Source organism: Campylobacter concisus, assembly GCF_003048595.2.
GTDB classification, from domain to species: domain Bacteria; phylum Campylobacterota; class Campylobacteria; order Campylobacterales; family Campylobacteraceae; genus Campylobacter_A; species Campylobacter_A concisus_L.
The window spans coordinates 587,081-608,702 of record NZ_CP049270.1; the positions used below are offsets into that span (position 1 = coordinate 587,081).

Annotated in this window: 16 protein-coding genes; 9 read left to right on the forward strand and 7 right to left on the reverse strand. The window is 37.9% G+C overall.

Annotated elements, in window-relative coordinates:
* Positions 1-54: 54 nt before the first annotated feature.
* Positions 55-597: a DUF1523 family protein gene (locus tag CVT15_RS02975; protein WP_107897992.1), complete on the forward strand. Its 543-nt coding sequence runs from the start codon at positions 55-57 to the stop codon at positions 595-597.
* Between the two features lie 659 nt (positions 598-1,256).
* On the opposite strand, the gene hpf is transcribed toward CVT15_RS02975, so the two are convergent.
* From hpf to fliW, 6 genes are all read right to left on the reverse strand, one after another.
* Complete coding sequence (hpf, locus tag CVT15_RS02980) at positions 1,257-1,784, reverse strand: ribosome hibernation-promoting factor, HPF/YfiA family (RefSeq protein ID WP_087579818.1); 528 nt, start codon at positions 1,782-1,784, stop codon at positions 1,257-1,259.
* 80 nt (positions 1,785-1,864) lie between these two features.
* Entirely contained in the window at positions 1,865-2,287 is a 423-nt protein-coding gene (locus CVT15_RS02985; RefSeq protein ID WP_103576256.1) for a hypothetical protein, read from the reverse strand.
* Complete coding sequence (locus CVT15_RS02990) at positions 2,287-3,303, reverse strand: type II secretion system protein (protein WP_230853970.1); 1,017 nt, start codon at positions 3,301-3,303, stop codon at positions 2,287-2,289. Before CVT15_RS02990 ends, CVT15_RS02985 begins: the two co-directional genes overlap by 1 nt.
* A complete protein-coding gene (locus tag CVT15_RS02995) occupies positions 3,300-3,995 on the reverse strand; it encodes a type II secretion system protein (protein ID WP_103576244.1) in 696 nt (231 codons plus the stop codon). Before CVT15_RS02995 ends, CVT15_RS02990 begins: the two co-directional genes overlap by 4 nt.
* Positions 3,989-8,206 carry a hypothetical protein gene (locus tag CVT15_RS03000; RefSeq protein WP_141089727.1) on the reverse strand — a complete coding sequence of 1,406 codons (4,218 nt, stop codon included), beginning with the start codon at positions 8,204-8,206 and terminating at the stop codon, positions 3,989-3,991. Before CVT15_RS03000 ends, CVT15_RS02995 begins: the two co-directional genes overlap by 7 nt.
* 60 nt (positions 8,207-8,266) lie before the next feature.
* Positions 8,267-8,650, reverse strand: coding sequence for a flagellar assembly protein FliW (gene fliW, locus CVT15_RS03005; RefSeq protein ID WP_054196362.1), 384 nt, complete (start codon positions 8,648-8,650; stop codon positions 8,267-8,269).
* Between the two features lie 112 nt (positions 8,651-8,762).
* Between fliW and CVT15_RS03010 the strand changes: the two genes are divergently transcribed.
* A complete protein-coding gene (locus CVT15_RS03010) occupies positions 8,763-9,410 on the forward strand; it encodes an outer membrane protein assembly factor BamD (protein ID WP_021091013.1) in 648 nt (215 codons plus the stop codon).
* Between the two features lie 8 nt (positions 9,411-9,418).
* The gene (gene lon, locus CVT15_RS03015; protein ID WP_103576246.1) at positions 9,419-11,836 is read left to right on the forward strand and encodes an endopeptidase La; all 2,418 of its coding nucleotides are present in this window, start codon (positions 9,419-9,421) and stop codon (positions 11,834-11,836) included.
* A 504-nt stretch (positions 11,837-12,340) separates the two neighbouring features.
* On the opposite strand, the gene CVT15_RS03020 is transcribed toward lon, so the two are convergent.
* Positions 12,341-12,799: a methylated-DNA--[protein]-cysteine S-methyltransferase gene (locus CVT15_RS03020; RefSeq protein WP_103576257.1), complete on the reverse strand. Its 459-nt coding sequence runs from the start codon at positions 12,797-12,799 to the stop codon at positions 12,341-12,343.
* A 126-nt stretch (positions 12,800-12,925) separates the two neighbouring features.
* Between CVT15_RS03020 and CVT15_RS03025 the strand changes: the two genes are divergently transcribed.
* From CVT15_RS03025 to ilvA, 6 genes are read left to right on the forward strand one after another with little or no spacing between them, the layout of a single operon-like run.
* Positions 12,926-15,511, forward strand: a complete 2,586-nt coding sequence (locus CVT15_RS03025; RefSeq protein ID WP_103576247.1) for a bifunctional aconitate hydratase 2/2-methylisocitrate dehydratase — start codon at positions 12,926-12,928, stop codon at positions 15,509-15,511.
* Positions 15,512-15,547: 36 nt separating this feature from the next.
* Positions 15,548-16,759 carry an ankyrin repeat domain-containing protein gene (locus tag CVT15_RS03030; protein WP_103576248.1) on the forward strand — a complete coding sequence of 404 codons (1,212 nt, stop codon included), beginning with the start codon at positions 15,548-15,550 and terminating at the stop codon, positions 16,757-16,759.
* A gap of 8 nt (positions 16,760-16,767) precedes the next feature.
* Positions 16,768-17,514 carry an SDR family NAD(P)-dependent oxidoreductase gene (locus CVT15_RS03035; protein ID WP_103576249.1) on the forward strand — a complete coding sequence of 249 codons (747 nt, stop codon included), beginning with the start codon at positions 16,768-16,770 and terminating at the stop codon, positions 17,512-17,514.
* Between the two features lie 9 nt (positions 17,515-17,523).
* The gene (locus CVT15_RS03040; RefSeq protein ID WP_103576250.1) at positions 17,524-19,218 is read left to right on the forward strand and encodes a Na+/H+ antiporter NhaC family protein; all 1,695 of its coding nucleotides are present in this window, start codon (positions 17,524-17,526) and stop codon (positions 19,216-19,218) included.
* A gap of 2 nt (positions 19,219-19,220) precedes the next feature.
* Complete coding sequence (gene trmA / locus CVT15_RS03045) at positions 19,221-20,324, forward strand: tRNA (uridine(54)-C5)-methyltransferase TrmA (RefSeq protein ID WP_107897991.1); 1,104 nt, start codon at positions 19,221-19,223, stop codon at positions 20,322-20,324.
* Positions 20,325-20,348: 24 nt separating this feature from the next.
* Positions 20,349-21,560, forward strand: a complete 1,212-nt coding sequence (gene ilvA, locus CVT15_RS03050; RefSeq protein WP_107897990.1) for a threonine ammonia-lyase — start codon at positions 20,349-20,351, stop codon at positions 21,558-21,560.
* Positions 21,561-21,622 lie beyond the last annotated feature (62 nt).

The window sequence follows — 21,622 nt, forward strand, 5'->3', positions numbered from 1 at the left end:
GCCCCTTTATTAAGCTATCTTTTCATAAAATAACGCAAATTTAAAAGGAAAGAAATGATTACATTTTTTAAAAGAATTTGCGTTATTTTTATCGTACTCTTACACTCTTTTTTGGCTCTTGTAGTTGATTATTCGTTTCCACACTATGCAAATGTGCAAATCACAGGTGGCGATGTCAAACGTATGGACAAAGATGGTATCATCGACGCTAAAAATCCGGCAGATGGCCCTACCAGAGATGTTTATTTTATCTACACTAAAGATTCTAATAATTCAAATAAAGTCATGGCTTATAGAAATGAAGATACTGCATGGGGTTTTCCGTTTTATTTTAAATTTAACTCAGCTGATGTACAAGCCAAGGCTCAAGGCTTTGCAAATAGCGATAAAAACGTAACTGTAAAATATTATGGATATAGAATTTCTATGCTTCAAGAGTTTAGAAATGTCATCTCACTAAAAGAAAGTGGCACTGGTACTAGTTGGCCGGTAGCTAGCTATGTATTTTACTTTATCTTATTTATCTCGCTAATCATTTGGATAAGAAAGATAAATAAGGCCTTTAGACCAAAAACTAGTGAAAATTTAGAGAAATAGATAGTGTTTATTAGCTATTTGATATTTTAAAAATCAAAAAGAGAGCTTTGTTTCTCTTTTATTTTTAAAAATTTCTAGTACTATCAAGCATTTTTAGCTCGTTTGCTCTGCTATATTATTTACCACATTCATCTACGTTTTTCCAGCTTGTAAAGTAAAATTCCACATCTTGATGCTTGCAATTATTTTTAAGAAAATCACCTACTTTTTTTATGGCATGTAATTCTTTGCCTTGCCATTCATCGGTTGTGACCTAGTTTAGTTCGCCAAGATCTTCTTAAAATGGCTTACAGGGAAGCCTTCTTGTATCTAGATCTATCTTATACAGGGATATCTATTCCGTAAAATTTTAGGTACTTTTTGACTTTAAAGTTCTCTTTCATTATATTTGGACGTTGAGTTAAAAACCAAAATTGATAATTTGATAAGTTTTGCAACCTTAATAATCTCATAAACAAAGCTAAATAAAAATTGCTCATAAAATTTATAAAAATATAGTTGGATTTTTAATACTGAAAGGTTCGCTCAGACGCTTGGGTAAAATTTTAAATTTAAAGCCATTTGCTGGCGTAGTAGTCTTTGTAAGTAGGGTTTTGGACTCTAGGAAAAAAATTTATAGTAGATTAGCATAAATTTTAGGGGCAAAGCTGCCCCTATTTTTAGTAAAGACCAAAAGTTCCGTCTGTTCTTTTGTAGATGACGCGCATTTTGGCATCAACATCGTTAAATACGTAAAATTGTTTATCGCTTGATTTTAGTTTATCAAGTGCTTCTTCGACTTCAAGTGGTTTATAAATTTCAAGCTCCATAGGCACGATCTCCTCGACACCTTCGATCTTTTCTTCGCCTATTCTTGAGCGAAATTCTTTATCGTCAGCCTTGCCTTTAACAGTAAATTTCTTATCATGCTCTCTTCTTAAAACTTTTGATGCTTTTTCGATGGCAAGATCGATCGCAGCGTAAAGATCTTTATCTTTTTGGCGAACGACTATGGTGTCTTTATGGGCCATATTTAGAGAAAATTCTGCATTAAAGCCCTTTTTTCCTTGTTTTTCATCGGCTGCTACAACACATCTTGCTGAGATGATGTCGAGATTGTATTTGCCAAGCGTATCAAAAGCGTCTTGGATATAGTTTTTGATTGGCTCTGTTAGCTCAAATTGTTTTCCTACAATGCTTATGTTCATCGTAATCTCCTTTATAGAAAGTAAGATGATTATAACACGCTAAAACTAAAAACAAATTAAACTAAAATCTTTATAAAATTTTAAAGTTTCTGAAGAGTTCGTTTGTGAAAATTTATAGGATTTGGTGTTTTTTTATCTTTTGATTTTACAAAAACATCAAAGATCATGTTGCCAGTACTTGCGACTCCGTTTGTTCCTGGCATGATGGTCGGTGGAGTGCATATGCCGATATCGCCAAAGTAAGTTATTGTTACATTAAAGTCGAACATATCGTTAAATTCTCCATCTACTTTATCTAAGCATTTGTTTGAGAAATCAGTTCTAAAAATTTCAAACATTGCATACTCTGCTGCTGCTTGAGCAACGAGTTGTGCTTGCTCTCTTAGATAAATTTCACTGCTTTGTCTAGCTGATGTGCTAGCTATCGAAAGGGCAAGAGTACTGATAGAAGCTGCTACAACTAGAAAAAATATCGCTGCTATTAACGTAAATCCTTTTCTCATCAATAAACCGCCTTTGACTTGCAAATGGTTATTTCTGATTTTTCTGCTTTAAGGCAGAGCTTTAGCGCGATGACTCCATTTTTTTCTGTAAAGACAAATCTTGTTACGTGTTTAGCTAGTGTTGCACTTTCGGCTTTGATATCCTTTGTAGATGTTGAGCTAAATTTTTTAAAGCCTTCGTTTAGCCATGGCCTATAGTTGTAGTAAATTTTAAGGTCAAAAGAGCCGTTTTGTACATCCTCGGCACTTTGCTCAGCTGGTGCTATGGCAATGGCTGTATAAGCTAGTTTATACTGTTCTGAAATTTTTTTATTTTTAAAATCACTTGAAATCTTAAGCGTGTCGATTGATTGTATGCCAACTTTTGCGATATCTAAGTGCCTTTGGTCTAAATTTTCTTGATAGCCAAAGCTACTACCAACTCTATAAAGTATGCTAGAAAATATTGCTACTAAACCACCATTTTCATTATCGGCGTTTATACACCTAGAGCCGCTATTTACATCTTCTTCATTGCTATCATTTTCGCAGGTCAAGTCCATTACGCCGTTTCTAAAAGCATCATTAAATTTGCTTCCAGGGCTTTTTAATCCATTTGCAATAGAGCTATTTGCAAGATCTACATATCCGCTATATATGCCTTCTTCGATGATAGGATCTCCGTTAGTATCGTCTCCTTTATATTCGTTTATGCCATCAAATAGCTCATATGCAGCTGGGATAAATTCTAAAATTTCAAAGTCGCTACTTAAATTTACGCCACTATCATTTAGAGCTAGGTAATCTCCATTTTTTTTCCTAGCGATAACGCTTTGTTTGATTCTGTGGCTAAGTAGCATTGAAATTTGCTCTAGAGCGATTTCGCTTTGTGTTTCTAGTTCGTTTATTACTTTGCTTTGAAAATAGTTTTGATATAAATTCATAAGCGTGTTAAAGCTCATAAGTGAGATAACGCCAAGCACGGTGATGACTATTATTAGCTCAATTAATGTAAAAGCTTTTTTTGTTTTTTTCATTTCCATTCTTTTACACTTAGAGTACTGCTTTCACCTATGTTAAAGGCATATCCATAAAGTACGCTTTTACTCTCTTTTGTAGTTTTCATAGTCGTATCTAACTTTATCTGTAAAACGTCACTATCATTTAAAGGAGAGCTAACTACAAATTTATCAGCTCCATTTGTTATGGTTGGAGTCGTTTCTGTATCTATGATAAAGTCACGTTTAGTGGTGCTAGCAGTTGGCGAGATGGATTTTTGGGTATTGAAATTTTTGATAGATTTTACTTTAAAATTTACGCTTTTGATTGATTCTGGAAGCTTTGAATCACTAGGCCTTGTGGCACATGCAGATGAATTTTGCACCGGATACGCAAGTATCCTATGTCCTTCTCCTTTTACACCGCTTTTTTCATAAAAATCTGGATTTGCCCCTTGGTTGCAGATAATAAGAGGAAAAATTATAGCCTCTTGAGTCGTTATAGAAGATGGCATGGTATTTTTACCGGCTATTAAGACTTGATCACTAAATGGTGCTTTTAATATTAATGACATATAAGTTTTAGCATTCATTAGTCCTTCTTGCATTAAGGATTGCTCGCTTAAATTTGAAGTAGTTCTTACCGCTAGTGGCAGGCTTGCACTTACTATGGCTACTACAAGTACTGACAAGATAAGCTCTATCAATGAAAAGCCACCTCTTTTTACCACTCTATTCTCCTGTTTGTCTTGTCACTTATATCTAGGTTACTATCACTATTAGATTTTACTCCTATAAAACCTCCAACTGCACCGCTTGTCTTATCTTCTATGTTATTGCTTTTTAGGACTTTACCAGCCCATTCGCCATTTGGTACTAGAAAATTTAGATTAAAATTATTTGTTTCAGTTTTTTCATCAAATTCACTATAAAGAAGCCAACTAGGTGCTCTCATTTTAGCCACATCAGTAACTGCCGAAGGGTTTCTTATAAAAATTATTTGCTCACCATTGCTTATGTTACTTACATCATTTCTTAAAACAGTACCGCTGTAAGTGTTTGTAAAGCTAAAGTCGTGATAGTTAAGTACTCCTGCGCTATGTTTTGGATTGGTAGCCCAAAATGGTGCAGCTGGAAAGTCTTGCCATAGTTTGCCATTATCTTTCATATAGATATTTTTATTGCACCCATCGCAGTAGGCACCATAATAAATTTTGGCATAAAAGCCACTATAAAGCCCTTCATAAAATGGTGCATAAACCCTACCAAAGTAAAATTTTGCTGTCGTTTCTGTTGCTGGTTTTTCATATTTTTTTACTGTATCGGTGCTATCTGACATGCCGCTAAAGCTAAAATCATTACTTGAAATAGTAAAAGGATTTTTAGCATGATTTACTTTTCTTTCAAAATTAAAATATACTTCACCTTTGCCTACGCCATTTACAAAAGTATTTTTCTCTACATAAAATGTTGATTTTGTAGCACTTGGATCTATTGCTTTTCTAGTATTTGAGCCAGGAATTTCAAAAAACAAAATTTCTTCATTTGCTTTTGCTAATGTACCGGCATTGCCATCATTATCTGTAAAATTTAAAGGAACTCTATCTAGCTTTATGTCAAAGTTCATATTTTTTGCATAGCAATCTTCATTATAAAGTTTTGCAGGATCATCGTTAAACAACCTAGCAGTTACTTCAAAGTCAAGCTTTGCTTTTTGTATGCCTTCATTATCAAGGTATGTTATATCGCTATCTTTTGTTATCTTTAACTTGCTTATTTGTATATCTTTTGGCCTAAACAAATAATCTCTATTACCTTCTAGCTTTATACTACATCCGATCCTTCCTTCTTGAGCAGTGTCTTGTGACGGATCGTTGCTAATTGAGTTTTTTACACAATCATCAGCTCTTGATGGTGTATGTTGATCAGTTGCTGTATAGTCTTTGTCTAATACATAAAAATATGTATCGCCTATATCTGAGTAAGAGAAGCCAACAGGTCCACTTGATGTGTGACGGAAAATTTTACCCAATGCTTTATTTGGATCGTTAAAATCTACGCTTAGTTTGTTCTCGCTATCTATAATGCTAGGATCGCAAGTCGCACTATATGCTGGTACAAGTTTTATCTCTCCATTTGAGCCACTTATGTTATTTATATAACCATTTGCTAAGCCACTATCAAGAGGTTTCATAGCTGCAAGAGCAATGTTATTATAAACTTTGCCGCCTATTAAAACATTGTTATTATTTATCGTATTCTTGTCAGTATCCCATAGCCTAAAGTGACTTGGTCTTATAGCAAAATCATCTAATTTTTCGCATTCAACCTTTGTAGTATTTGTTACTGGATCAAGATGAGAAATTCTAAATTTTACGCTTTTATAGGCTCTGTCAATACTAATGCCTGACAACAAAATAACAGTTACACCATTAAATGTTATATCTTGTTCATATAAATTTGTTGGAGCACTGCAAGACTCGACCAACTCTACTTTTACATCTACTGGGGCATCTGGTACTTTTTTGTTGCCATCTGTATCATAGTTCGTGATATAGACATTAAATGGCGTAGAAACGATTTTAGTTAGAAGTCTATTTTTAAATTTAGTTTTAAAAGTTACTGAACCATCGTCTTGTCTATTACTTGCGACGAAATTATTTGGACTGGCACTAACGCCTAAAGTAATGTTGTAATTTTGATTGCTACATCTTCTTATATATGTATCATAGGGCTGTAAATTTATATCAGCATTTGCGACCGTGGCTTTGTAGCTATTTGGCTCAAATTTAGATTTAAGGGTAGTTTCATATATGGCATAAGCGTAGTTGCCTTGATGAATTAGCATTTCTCCACCCTTATTTGCAGCCGCACCTTGTCCTAAATAAAAAGTTAAGTCATTTCCGCTTAATTGCTGTAAGCCTGTGTTGTCGTTATAGTGTACTTGTCCTGACATAGTGAGCAGATCGCTAGGCCCTTGTGATGCTTTATCTGCGTAAATGTAAGTTGAGTTTGGATTATAAATTTGGCTTGGATCTATTGTGGCTTTTAGTGCAAAGTCTTGGGCAGCTTCATTGGTATTGTTTGTAACTTCAACGAAAGTTTTTAAAATAGTATTTGCTGGCACTACCGTTGGGGTATTTTCTTGCACCTTTGTAAAAGTACTATCGCTAGGTTTTTTCGCATAAATATATTCCATATAACAAACATCTGGCTTATATATACGAGTAGAAAAGCCAACTAGAGCTAAATTTATACGGTCAGCACTTACGACATTGGCACCGCCTGAATTTTTAATTGTTGTAACTGTAAATTTTATATCTACTTCTTTTTGGGAATGTGACATTTTGTCTGATATATCAAATATATCCAAGTCTGCTTGGGAGTGAAATTTTTTACCTGGATTTATAAGTTGTCCAAATTTTGTCATAGTTGAGTTAAACTGATCGCCTTGAGCATTATATCCGCTGGTAATACTCTGATAGCTGCCACCATTTTTTATCTTGATATCTTCACCTTTTGTTTCTGGCTTGCCGCCAAAGGAAAACATTGTAAACGAAGCATCTATATTTCCTGCTTTTGGCGTATAGATGTTTTCAAATTTTACATCTACGGTTGAGCTTTTTACAGTACCAAATGGATCGCTTGACTTCATCCAATCTGCTGCAAGCCTTTCTAGCCCATCAAATATACTAACAAGCTTTGGCTCTATATTGTTTGCTGCGGCAGTTTTATCATCAAAGTCATAAATGATGACCAAACTCCAAGCTGCAAATTGTGGTGCGATGGATTGTATCCAGTAACCGTTTTGCCCTTGAACTGGTGAGAATAGTAGCGTACCGTATGTTTTTTTTAGTTTTCTATTAGTAGAGTTGTTTACCTTATATATGCCATCATTTGGGTCTATAAATTCATCACTAAAGGGAATCGTAGTTGATCTGATATTACCGGCATAGAATGTCCTATCTGACTCACTAGTACCAAGAGAGTCTCTAACTATATCTGTTACATCAGCGCTTGCTACATATTGGTAGTTTATTCCAGCCTTTACATAGTAGCTATTAGACTCGTTTTGATTATATGATTCAAGAGTCATTGATTTTGGTTTATACTCACTAAATGAACCAAACCAAAAGACATCTTTTGGATCAGCATCTATTGTGATTACACTCTTTCCAGGAGCTTTAAAATCAATCCTGCTATATCCTTTTATGTAATTTAAGGCGCTTACATATAAATTTGACCCTAGATTTTTTATTGCCCAGTTTTGATAAAGAGAGCCACCCCAGTAAAGTCTGGCATAGACTACGTTTTTACCTTTTAAATTATTTTGTATAAAGGTATTTTTCTCACTAAAATCAAATGTGGAAGAGGATGAATTTTTACAATAAGGATGCTTGCTAGGATTATAAATATATGTTGTTTGACAAAGTGTGTAATTGCTAGACGCAAAACTACCAGTATTTAAAAATATTCTATCGGCTGTAGATGATGTTTTTGTTACGTTAGATGGATCTGGAACAAAATTATATCCAGTGTATTGTGGAATCATAATAGTAGCACCAATGGTAGCTATATCGCCATTTACTCTAGTATTTAGATTGCCATTTATTGACCTCTGTCTTAAGCCTTTAGAGTGATCATCCCACATACCAATTAATGGTTCATACCCCCATGGAGAAGATTGTCTTGCATAAATGTGATAATGATCTTGTGCTACACCGGAAACAAAGTTGTTAGTATCTATCGTCCAAGTTCTATCAGATTTTCTTATACAATGTGGGATATTTTTAGAAGAGCTGTCTTGGTACTCTTCAGCGTCTATAAAGCAAGAATAATTTGCTCCACTACAACCAATAGATGCTGCTTCTGCTGTCGTACAAGCTCTGGGTGCACAAAAACCAAACGTGACAATGAAACAGAGTAAGTATGCTATCTTCACAACAAATCCTCTAAATAACAATAAAAAATCTCTCCTTAGATTTTTAAAAGCTTTTAGCTACTATTTTTGTATAAAATTTTCTATCATTTCAGCTTGCCCGTATTGAGGATATTTGGCAATGTCTAAAACGACTTGAGATAAGGTCATATTGTCCATATTGCAAACGATAGGAGCTATAAAATTTACAGTTGATTTTTCAAGCGGGAGTGCAACAACGATAATGTTATAAATTCTAAGTTGAGAGCTTTCTTTAATCTCCATAAGATCTTCATAATAGCTTGGAATATCGAATTCGTAGCTTCTTAATGCAAAAGGATTTATCATTGTAAAAGATGTCTCATCATCTTTGCTTGCTAGCTTAACAAAAAATTTATCAAGTTCAATTAACTCCATCGTCTTAATATGCTCAAAGCCTAAAATAGGGCTTTTAACACTAAAAATCATACTAACTCCTATTTTGTAAAGTTGCCGTATTTTATCATAGTTTTAAAAAATTTATACAAAAATAATAGCAAAAAATGTAGAATACGAGGATTTAAATTTTTTAAGGAAAAGCATGAAAAGATTTTCTAAATTTCTAGCAGTTGTAGCTCTTTTGGGGCTTTTTAGTGGTTGTGCTGAAAAATATACCGAGCTTTACAATCTAACTCCTGATGAGTGGTATGCTCAGGTTATAGCTGATATAAAAGATGGCGATCTTGAAGCGGCCGATAAACACTATGTCTCAATGGCAAGCGAACACGTAGCAAGCCCACTTTTAGAGCAAATTTTACTTATCCTTGCCCAAGCTCACGCAAATGATGAAGAGTATCTAATGGCAAATCACTATCTTGACGAGTACATCAAAAGATATGGTGACAACGGTCCAAAAACAGAATTTGCCCAGTATCTAAAGATAAAAGCAAATTTTGACTCATTTACTCAGCCAAACCGCAACCAAAAGCTTATGGAAGATAGCGTAACAGAGATCGAGAAATTTCTTTATATGTATCCAAATACTGAATATAAGCCACTTATTGAGACTATGCTTATTAAATTCAAACTCGCGCTTTACTTCCTAGATATGCAAATAGCTGATCTTTACAATAGGACTGGTCGTGACGTTTCGGCTAAAATTTACGAGCAAAAGCTTGAAGAGTCGCCGTTTAAAAACTCAGATCTTATCAAACCTGACGTAGCATGGTATAGAAAACTGTTTGAATAGGAGAAATTTTGCAAATAAACGAAAATAAAGGCTTCCCAACTGAAATTCCTATTATCGTTGAGGACGAGCTATTTTTATATCCATTTATGATAACTCCGCTTTTTTTAAGCGACGATGAAAATTTAAAGGCACTTGAGCTTGCCATACAAGAAGAGACTCCGATCCTTGTAGTGCCTACAAAGCCTCAGCAAGACGGCGCTAGAGACTTTGATGGTATCTATGATGCTGGTGTGATCGGCACGATAATGCGCCGTGTGCCACTACCTGATGGACGCGTAAAAGTACTATTTCAGGGCATCGACAAAGGTAAAATTTTAAAACAATCAGGCATAAATCCACTCCGTGGTATCGTCGATATGCTCCACGTCAAGCGCCCATCGCAGGTCAAAACAGACGCTCTTATCGTGGTTTTAAGAGAAAAAGTAAGAGAGCTTTCGCAGTTTAGCCACTTTTTCCCGCCTGATCTTTTAAAAACGATCGAAGAGAGCGCTGAAGCGATCAGGGTTTGTGACCTAGTCTCAAGCGCGCTTCGCTTAAAAAAACAGATCGCTTATGGCTTTTTTGTCGAGGAAAATTTAGAGCAACGCCTACTAAAGCTCATCGACTACGTTATCGAAGAGATAGAGGCAAATAAGCTTCAAAAAGAGATAAAAAATAAAGTCCATTCAAAGATCGATAAGACAAATAAAGAGTACTTTTTAAAAGAGCAGCTAAAGCAAATTCAAGCTGAGCTTGGAGCAGATACGAGCCGTGAAGAGGAGCTTGAAGAGTACCACAAAAAGCTTGATGCGAAGAAGAAATTTATGGCCGAGGACGCCTACAAAGAGATTAAAAAGCAAATAGATAAACTTTCGCGCATGCACCCAGACTCAGCTGACGCAAACACCTTGCAAAGCTACCTTGACTGGGTACTTGAAATTCCATTTGAAAATATAGCTAAGAAAAAATCATCCATCACCGAAGTGAGCAAGCATTTAAATGCCGATCATTACAGCTTAGAGAAGCCAAAAGAGCGCATAGAGGAGTATTTTGCTTTGCGTGAACTTTTGGAGCTTAGAGGAGTTGGCGAAAAGGTAAATAATGGCGCCATTTTATGCTTTGCAGGCCCTCCAGGTGTGGGCAAAACAAGCCTTGCAAACTCGATCGCAAAGGCGCTAAAGCGTGAGCTAGTTAGGATCGCTCTTGGCGGACTTGAGGACGTAAACGAGCTAAGGGGTCATCGCCGCACCTATATAGGCGCTATGCCAGGCCGCATCGTGCAAGGGCTCATAGAAGCCAAGCAGATGAACCCAGTGGTTGTTTTAGACGAGATCGACAAGGTTGGCAGAAGCTATAGAGGCGATCCGACCGCTGTTTTACTTGAAATTTTAGACCCAGAGCAAAATAATAAATTTAGAGACTACTATCTAAATTTCAACATCGATCTTAGCAAGATTGTCTTCATCGCCACAGCAAATGACGTGAGTATGATCCCAGCCGCACTTCGCGACAGGATGGAGTTTATCGAGCTTAGCTCATACACACCACAAGAAAAATTTGAGATCGCTAAAAAATATCTATTGCCTCAGGAGCTTAAGAAACACGGCCTAAAACCAAGTGATGTAAGTATCAGCAAAGAGGCGCTTGAGCTAATCATCAGCGACTACACAAGAGAGAGTGGCGTGCGAAATTTACGTCGTAGGATCGCTGATATATTAAGAAAAGTCGCTAAAAATATCCTCACCAAAAAGAATGATGGCAAGATCAGTGTCACAGCTAAAAATTTGAAAGAATTTTTAGAGAAAAAGGTTTATGAGATTGAGCCGGCGGATAAAAAAGATCAGATCGGCTTAGTAAATGGCCTTGCGTGGACGAGTGTAGGTGGCGACGTGCTAAGGATAGAGGCTATCAGGATCCAGGGCAAAGGCAATATGCAGATCACTGGCCAGCTAGGCGACGTGATGAAAGAGAGCGCGCAGATCGCGTTTAGCGTGGTAAAAGTGCTAATCGATAACAAAAAACTCAAAGTACCTATGGCGATCGTGCCAAAACTAGATGACGATAAGCGTAAACTCGAAGCCAGCGATGTTTATAGGCGCTATGACCTTCACTTACACGTGCCAGAGGGCGCGGTGCCAAAAGACGGACCAAGCGCTGGCATCACGATGGCAACTGCGATCGCATCGATATTAACCGATACAAAGGTAAGACACGACATAGCAATGACTGGTGAGATCACGCTAACTGGTAGAGTGCTACCGATCGGTGGTCTAAAAGAGAAGCTCATTGCTGCTCACAAAGCCGGTATCAAAACAGCTCTGATACCTCGTAAAAACTACGACCGCGATCTTGTAGATATACCAGCTGAAGTAAAGGGTGATATGAAGATCATTGCCGTAGATACGATAGAGGATGTTTTGAAAAACGCTCTTGTAGCTAAAAAATAATTTTTCTCTAGTCCTAAGTAAGATTAGGGCTAGAGAAATTTATAAATTTTGACGATTCTAAAATCCAAACAAAAAGCCATATAACGCATAAAAGCAATTAATAATTTAAACATTATAAGCACATGCAGCACACTAGAGAAAAACAAATTTTAAAATTTATGAGCGAGCATATCACGCTTCGATTTCAGTGACAAGCAAATAATGAAAACTGAATTTGGTAAGTTGCTAAGATAAGTGCGTAAAGTTTTAAAATTTGTAAAGACAGCTTGATTAAATTTGTAAATTCCTTTTGATTCAAAAGAGAGACAATGGGGCTTGAATTACGAGCCCGTCCTCTTATTTTCCTTTTTAAATCTGCTAGATTCCTCACGTTCAAGGTGCATTCAATGGCGCTAAAACGTAGCATGTGGTTTAAAACTCTAGTAAGCTTAAATTTGGAGATGTGATATACTCGTTCATAAATTTTAAAATTTGCCGGACTTTTATTTTGCTGTAAATTTTTAGCTATTTATGCTTTGCTTCATGCTCTAAAAGCCAAATTTTAGTTGGCAAGCCCTCGCCGCCCGAGTATCCGCCAAGCCCACTGCTAGCTAGCACTCTGTGACAAGGGACGATGATAGGCACTGGATTTTTAGCATTGGCCGATCCTGCTGCTCGGTAGGCATTTTTGTGACCTATAGCAAGTGCTAAGGCCGCGTATGTGGTCGTTTCTCCATATGGTACTTTTTGTAAAGCCTCGTAAATTTTTGCTCTAAAATTAGTTGTTTTTATATCAAGCCTTACGCTAAATTTTTTAAGCTTGCCATTAAAATAAGCCTCTAGCTCATCAAGGCAAAGCCTTAAATTTTCATCTTTTACTGCAATTTTTTCAAATTTATCTACAAAATTTATCTCACAAATTCCATTTTTACTGGCAACGATCTCCAAAATTCCAATGGGAGATTTTAGGTAAGCTTTTGACACATTTGCTCCTTGAAATTTGAAATTTTGGGCAAATTTTACTTTAGTTTGTTTTGCTTTTTGATAAAATGCAAGCAAAACTAGCGATTTTAGACTAAAAATAACGAGCAAAAACCACAAAGGAATTTCATGAGCTTTTTTACCGACTACGAAAAACACGTGAGCGAGCGAGAAAAAGAGGGCGTGCCACCGCTTGCGCTAAATGCCAAGCAAACAAGCGAAGTTTGCGAGCTAATAAAGCTTGCCAGCAAGTCTAGTGGCGACGAAAAGGCGCAAAGCGAGCTAAAATTTCTTATAAGTTTGCTTGAAACTCGTATCAATCCAGGCGTTGATGACGCAGCGAAGATAAAGGCAGAATTTCTTGGTGAAGTGATAGACGGACTTACTGTTAGCGGTCTTGACGCGATGCGTGCTATTAAAATTTTAGGCAAGATGCTTGGCGGATATAACGTGGAAATTTTAGTACGAGCTCTAAAAAGTAGCGATGAAAATATCGCTCGCGCTTCGACAAATGAGCTAAAAAATATCATCCTGGTGCATGAATATTTTGACGAGATCGCAAAGCTAAGTAGTAACAATAAATTTGCAAAAGAGGTGCTTACTTCTTGGGCAAATGCGGAGTGGTTTACGCATAAAAAGCCAATCGAAACCTGTATAAACGCAGTCGTTTTTAAAGTACCTGGTGAGACAAATACTGACGACCTAAGTCCAGCGAGTGAGGCCTATACAAGGGCCGATATACCACTTCACGCAAAAGCAATGCTTGTTAAAAAGATGCCTGAGGGTCTAGAAATTTTAAAAGAACTTAAAGCTCGTGGTAAAAAAGTGGCGTATGTTGGCGACGTGGTTGGCACTGGCAGCAGCAGAAAGAGCGGTATAAACTCGATCCAGTGGCATTTGGGCGATGAGATAGAGGGTGTGCCAAACAAAAAAACGAGCGGCATCGTGATAGGTACGACCATAGCTCCGATATTTTTTAACACTGCCGAAGATAGCGGTGCAATGCCAATAGTTGCAAATGTAAATGAGCTTGAGATGGGCGATGAGATAGAGATTTATCCATTTAAAGGCGAAATTTATAAGCTTATTGGCAGCGAGAAAAAGCTCGTGGCAAATTTCAAACTAAACCCAAATACTCTAAGCGATGAGATAAGAGCAGGTGGCAGGATACCGCTTATAATAGGACGCCAAGTGACCAAAAAGGCCAGAGAGGCTCTAGAGCTTGGCGAGGAGCAAATTTTTATAAAGCCAGATCAGCCAAAAGAGCAGGGCGGTGGCTATACGCTGGCTCAAAAGATGGTCGGCAAGGCTTGTGGTAAGGCTGGAGTGAGAGCTGGAGCTTATGTGGAGCCAGAAATTTTAACTGTTGGCTCGCAAGATACAACAGGGCCGATGACTAGAGATGAGGTAAAAGAGCTTGCTAGCCTTAGTTTTGGCGCGGATTTTGTTCTGCAAAGCTTTTGCCACACGGCCGCTTATCCAAAGCCAAGTGATCTTGTGATGCATGAGAGCCTGCCAAAATTTATAAATTTACGTGGTGGCGTGAGCCTAAAACCAGGTGATGGCGTCATCCACTCGTGGCTAAACCGCATGGTGTTGCCTGATACAGTGGGTACTGGTGGCGATAGTCACACGAGATTTCCTATCGGCATTAGTTTTCCAGCAGGAAGTGGTCTAGTGGCGTTTGCAGCGGTGCTTGGAATGATGCCACTAAATATGCCAGAGTCGGTTTTGATCAAATTTAAAGGCAAGCTAAAAGAGGGCGTGACGCTTAGGGATCTTGTAAATGCGATACCTTATTTTGCGATTAAAAAAGGGCTTTTAAGCGTTGAAAAGAAAAATAAAAAAAACATTTTTGCGGGTAAAATTTTAGAGATAGAAGGGCTTGAGAGCTTAAAAGTAGAGCAGGCGTTTGAGCTAAGTGATGCTTCGGCTGAACGCTCGGCGGCTGCTTGCGTGGTAAATTTAAGCGTTGATAGTGTCGTGGAGTATGTTCGATCAAACGTTGCGCTAATTGATGCGATGATAAAAGCTGGTTACGAGAGCCGTGAGACCCTGCTTAGACGAAAAGAAAAAATGCAAAAATGGCTAGAAAATCCAACGCTTTTAAGAGCCGATAAGGACGCAAGCTATGCTGAAATTTTGGAGATCGATCTAGCTCAGATAGATGAGCCGATTTTGGCGTGTCCAAATGACCCAGACGATGTGGCAACGCTAAGTAAAATTTTAGCTGATAACAAAAGAGTGCATAATATCGATGAAGTTTTTGTGGGAAGCTGTATGACAAATATCGGCCATTACAGGGCGCTTGCTAGAATTTTGGAGCATGAGAGCAAGCTTACAACTAGGCTTTGGATCGCACCGCCAACAAAGATGGATAAAAGCACGCTTGAAGATGAGGGCGTTTATGAAATTTTTAAAAGATTAAATGCGAGGACAGAGGTGCCAGGTTGTTCGCTTTGTATGGGCAATCAAGCAAGAGTAAACGACAATGCAGTGGTGTTTTCTACATCAACTAGAAATTTTGATAACAGAATGGGCATGGGTGCGAAGGTCTATCTAGGAAGTGCCGAGCTAGCTGCCGTTTGTGCTCTGCTTGGGCGTTTACCAAGCGTAGATGAATATAAAAAGATAGTAAAAGATAGTCTTAGCTTAAATAAAGATGAAATTTATAAATATCTAAATTTTAATGAAATAAGCGAGTTTAGTATATAAATTTGTTACAATATCGCGAAATTTTAAGGAGCTTTGATGAAAAAAGTAGTTTTTTTTCTCTTTTTTAGCGTTTGTTTTTTGATAAATTTACACGCTTTAGAGTGCAGTGATCTTGCTAAAAAAGAGAGCTTTAAAACTACTCCAAACGGGCTTGCATATATAAATGAAAGTCTATTTTATTGCGATGGCTCACTTATAAATTTACAAGAGATAAAAGAGCTTTTTGATGCTAGCATGGCTGTGAGAAGCGAGTCTCAAAGCTGTGTTGGTGATGGCGTTTATAAAGAAAATTTAAATAAGCTTAGATGGCTTTTGCTAAAAGCATCATTTGCACCTGAATTTTACGCAAAAGAGCTTGCAAAGCCTGATATTGCTGAAGAGCAAAAAGACGCCAGGATGGAGTATTTTAGATACTGGGCAAACGAAAGTTTGTTTAATTTTTTAAAATATAAAAAATTTTTAGAAGCCTATAAAAACGCCCAAACTCCGCTTGTGAAATTTTATGAAAGCCTTGGACTTGATACCGCAAGTGCTGCGTATTACGCAACTAGTGTGGTAAATGAGTTTTTGACATTTAGTGTTGGCAAAAATGTAAATAAGGCTAAAATTTTAACTCCTGAACAAAAGATGATCGCTCAAAAGATAAGTTTTGATGAGCTGGCAAATTTGCTTTACTCGAAAAATTTCAGTACCGCTGAGCTTACAAATTTGCTTAATATTGTACTTTTGAATGAAAAGAGTGGCGATATGATAAAAGAGATCATAAGGCGTGGAGCGGATGTAAATTTAGGTGATGAGACGCCGCTATTTTTTGCGCTAAAAAATATAGAAAATGTAAAAATTTTACTTGCAAATAAAGCTGATGTAAATCATAAAAATTTCTTTGGAAAAAGTGTGCTTTTTTATGCTGTGCAGTTTAGCGATAAGCCACTTTGTGAGCTTTTGCTAAAAAATGGTGCCAATGTAAACGAGAGTTACATAGACGAAAATGCCAAGATGAATATGATAAATTTGGGTATGACTCAAGTTGAAGATACATGTGGGTTGGAGCATACAAACAGAAGCGTTTTTATGCACGCAGCAGCTCACGCAACGCCAGAAATTTTAAAGCTTTTGATAGATAACGGCGCTGATATCAATGCCACTGATGACGCTGGATTTAACGCGCTTGACTATGCCATGAAAGAACAAAACGAAAATACGATCAAATTTTTAGAAAATTTGGGTTTAAAACCAAATTTCAATTAGGAAAAATCATGAAAAAGACAGCTTTTGTAACCGGTGCAACATCTGGATTTGGCGAGGCGATCGCCAGAAGACTCTCAAAAGAGGGCTACAAGATAGTCGCTCTTGCAAGGCGAGAAGATAGGCTAAAGAAGCTTGCAGGTGAGCTTGGCGATACACATATCATTGTAGCTGACATACGCGATAAAGAAGCTGTTTTTAAAGCGGTAGAGAGCCTGCCTGATAAATTTAAGGACATTGAAGTGCTCGTAAATAACGCTGGCATGGCACTTGGGTTTGAAAAGACGATAGATGCGAAGGTGGAGGACTTTGAGGCGATGATAGACACCAACGTCAAGGGTCTTATCTACTCGACAAAGGCGGTTTTGCCGCTACTTTACAAACAGGAAAAGGGCTATATATTTAACTTAGGCTCGACAGCTGGCTCATGGCCATATCCTGGAAGCAACGTTTATGGTGCCACAAAGGCCTTTGTAAAGCAGTTTAGTTTAAATCTAAGAAACGATCTAGTCGGTACAAATATCAGGGTGACAAACATCGAGCCAGGGCTTTGCAAGACTGAATTTAGTGAGGTTAGATTTAGGGGAGATAAGGCAAAGGCAGATAGCCTTTATGAAAATACAAATTTCATCACATCTGAGGATATCGCGACGATTTTGGTAAATTGTCTAAATATGCCCGGAAGCGTCAATATAAACAGAGTCGAAGTCATGGCAAATACGCAGACTTGGGCTGGGCTTGCGATAGAAAAATTTTAAGGAGTTCTTGTGAGACAAATTTTATTATTACTTTTTTTTAGCGTTGCTCTTTTTGGTGTCGATCCAGAAGTGGCAAAGAGAAACGCTGAAATTTATGGTGTATTTACGCTTATACCGCCTGTTGTGGCAATAGCACTTGCTTTTATCACAAAAGACGTCATCTTGTCGCTATTTATAGGCGTTTTTAGCGGAACATTTCTCATAAATATCATCAATGAAAACATCTTTATGGGTATCGTAAAAGGCTTTACAGGTATTGTTTCAAGAGTCGTTGAATCAATGGCGGATAAGACTGATTCAGGTATTTTGCTTCAAGTGCTTTGTATCGGTGGTGTGGTCGCACTCATTACAAAAATGGGTGGTACAAAGGCGGTTGCTCTTTGGCTTAGTAAAAAGGCAAAAAGTGGCATTTCAGCTCAAATTTCAACATGGCTGATGGGAATTTTTGTGTTTTTTGATGACTATGCAAATGCCCTAATCGTAGGTCCTATCATGAGACCAATAAGCGATAAATTTAAAATAAGCCGCGAAAAGCTAGCTTTTATCATTGATGCTACTGCGGCACCGATCGCTGGTATTGCTATCATCTCGACATGGGTTGGCCTTGAGGTTTCACTCATTGAAAAGGGCTATGAGCTAGTTGGAGAGACTGGAATTAACGCTTATTCTATATTTATCGAGACAATTCCATATAGATTTTACAACCTTTTTATACTATTTTTTATAGTTTGTACTGCCTTGATGCAACGTGAATACGGCCCAATGCTATTAGCTGAAAGACGTGCCAGAAAGGGCGAACTTCACTCTGGCAAAACTCAGATCCAAGACCTTGAAGACAAAACACTTGAGCCAAAAGAAGGCGTAAAACTAAGCGCCTCAAACGCTGTCGTGCCACTTCTTGTGCTAGTTATTGGTGCTTTTACTAGTTTTTATTTTAGTGGTCTTGCTGCACTTGAGGGCGATGCTCTTAAAAATGCACTTGCTAATCCGCTTTCATTTTCTACATTTAAAGATACTTTTGGTGAGGCAGACTCAGCTACGTCGCTATTTCAAGCAGCATTACTTGCTAGTATCGTAGCTATCACAATGGGCGTTTGGCGTAAAATTTTTGACGTAAAAGAGGCTATCAGCACATGGGTAAAAGGCTGGAAAACTATGATAATTACAGTTGTGATTTTGCTTCTTGCGTGGAGTCTTAGTGCTGTTATAAAAGAGCTTGGCACATCAAGATATTTGGTTGATCTATTAAGCTCATCAACACCTAAATTTATCCTACCAGTGGCTGTTTTTATCCTTGGTTCATTTATAAGCTTCTCAACAGGAACAAGCTACGGCACGATGGGTATTTTGATGCCTTTAGCTATTCCACTAGCTTACGCTGTTGGTAAAAATTACGGCTTAGACGGAGATGCTATGCATGCATATATGATTGTAAATATATCAGGCGTACTTACAGGTGCGATCTTTGGTGATCACTGCTCTCCGATCTCGGATACTACGATACTTTCATCAATGGGTGCAGGATGTAACCACATCGACCACGTCTCTACACAAATGGTCTATGCTTTAAGCGTTTGTGCGGTGAGTGTTTTAGTCGGCTATCTACCTGTTGCATTTGGCGTTAGCGTTTGGATAGCACTTCCATGCGGATTTTTAGCGATTTGGGCATTAGTTAGATTTATCGGTAAAAAGGTGGAAGCATAAATTTGGATTGCAATTATCTAAAAGAGTGCGGCTCTTGCACTCTTTTTACTCCTTATGATGAGCAAATTTTATTTAAAACTGATCTTGTAAAACAAAATTTTTCAGAGTTTTATGATGGCGAATTTGATGTGTTTGGCTCCAATCCAAAGCACTACCGCACGAGAGCTGAGTTTGGCATCTGGCACGATGGCAGCGAGCTTAGTTATACCATGCATGCAAGTGAGAAGGGCAAGAGAATTTTTATAGATGAGTGCCCAAAGGTCTGCGAGCAAATTTCTTCTCTTATGCCAAGTTTACTTAAAAGTTTGCAAGAGAGTGAGATGTTGCGTACAAAGCTTTTTGGAGTAGAATTTATCTCTTGTAAAAGCGGCACTTTAGTCACGTTGCTTTATCATAAAAAGCTTGATAGTGAGTTTGAAGTAGAGATTAAAAATTTAGCCAATAAGCTTAATATCACCATACTTGCTAGATCTCGCGGACAAAAGCTGCTAAGTGGCGAGCTAAATCTGATCGATGAGCTAGATGTTGGAGGTCAAATTTATAAATTTAGCCTCTCTGAGAATGCCTTTATCCAGCCAAATAGAGCCGTAAATGAAAAGATGATAGCTTGGGCAAAAGAGTTCGTAGAGGCTGGCGCTGACCTCCTTGAGCTCTACTGCGGACATGGAAATTTTACTATCCCGCTTTCGTTTAAATTTAAAAACGTTCTCGCCACTGAAATTTCAAAAAGCTCGATCGCAAATGCCATTAAAAACTGCGAGCTAAATGGGGTTAAAAATATCAAATTTCTACGTATGGACGCTGACGAGCTTATGAGTGCATTTGCTGGCGTTAGGGAATTTAACAGGCTAAAAGATATAAATTTAAGCGACTTTAATTTCTCGCATGTCCTTGTTGATCCGCCTCGCGCAGGACTAAGCGAAAATGTTGTAAATTTCATCAAAAATTTCAAAAATATCATCTATATATCGTGCAACCCAGAGACATTGAAAGAAAATTTAAAAGAGCTTTGTAAAAGCCATAAAGTGATAAAATTTGCCATTTTTGATCAGTTTGCAAACACTCATCACATTGAGTGTGGCGTTCTACTAAGGGCAAAAGAATAATTTTAAAAAGGAAAATTTGAAAAAATGGTTTCACTAAATAAAATCATCCAAGCAAAGATCACGATCGGTCATTTTGTGACTAAGACCCCATTTGCGCTAAGTGCAAAGCTTAGTAAAATTTTAGGCGCAAGTGTTTACCTGAAAGAAGAAAATTTACAAAGAACCGGCGCATATAAGATAAGAGGCGCATACAATAAAATAGCTAGCCTAAGTGATGAGGAGAGAAAACGTGGCGTTGTGGCTGCAAGTGCTGGCAACCACGCTCAAGGCGTAGCTATAAGCGCAAAGGAATTTGGCGTGCATGCTTGCATCATCATGCCAGAGTCTACGCCACTTCTAAAGGTTGCTGGCACAAAGGACCTTGGCGCAGAGGTCATCTTAAAGGGCGACAACTTTGATGAGGCATACGCTTTTGCGATAAACTACGCCAAAGAAAAGGGCATGACCTTTGTTCATCCATTTAACGACGAGTACGTCATGGCAGGGCAGGGCACTGTGGGGCTTGAGATGCTTGATGAGATAAGTGACCTTGATATGGTCATCGTCCCAGTTGGTGGCGGCGGATTAGCTAGTGGTGTGGCTAGTTGTATAAAGCAGGTCAATCCAAAGACAAAAGTGGTCTGTGTTGGTGCAAAGGGTGCTCCAGCTATGTTTAATAGCTACGGCGCTAAAAAGAGCATAAACTCAAAATCAGTCCGCACCATAGCTGACGGCATCGCTGTGCGTGATGCGAGTGAGATCACACTAGCAAATATCGTTGAGTGCGTAGATGAGTTTGTGCAAGTCGATGACGAGGAGATCGCGACTGCGATTTTGTTTTTGCTAGAGACTCAAAAGATCGTTGTGGAAGGAGCTGGCGCAGCAGGTGTGGCAGCACTCATGCATGATAAGATAAAATTTAAAAAAGGTGCAAAGATAGGCGTGGTGCTAAGTGGTGGAAATATCGACGTTCAGGTACTTTCTATCATTATCGAAAAGGGTCTTATCAAGTCTCACCGCAAGATGACACTACAAATAACGCTTGTGGATAAGCCAGGAGCGCTCATGAGCCTAACAGATAGCCTCAAATCAGCAAATGCAAACATCGTAAAGATCGACTACGATCGCTTCTCGACAAGGCTTGATTATGGTGATGCAAGTATTACGATTACACTTGAGACAAAGGGTCTTGAGCATCAAGAAAAGATTAAAGAAGTGCTTGAAAAAAGTGGTTTTTCATTTTCTCAATTGTTTTAAAAATTTTTGCTATTTTGTGGATTTCAAGATAGCAAAAACAAGCTAAAATTCCTTTTACTTTA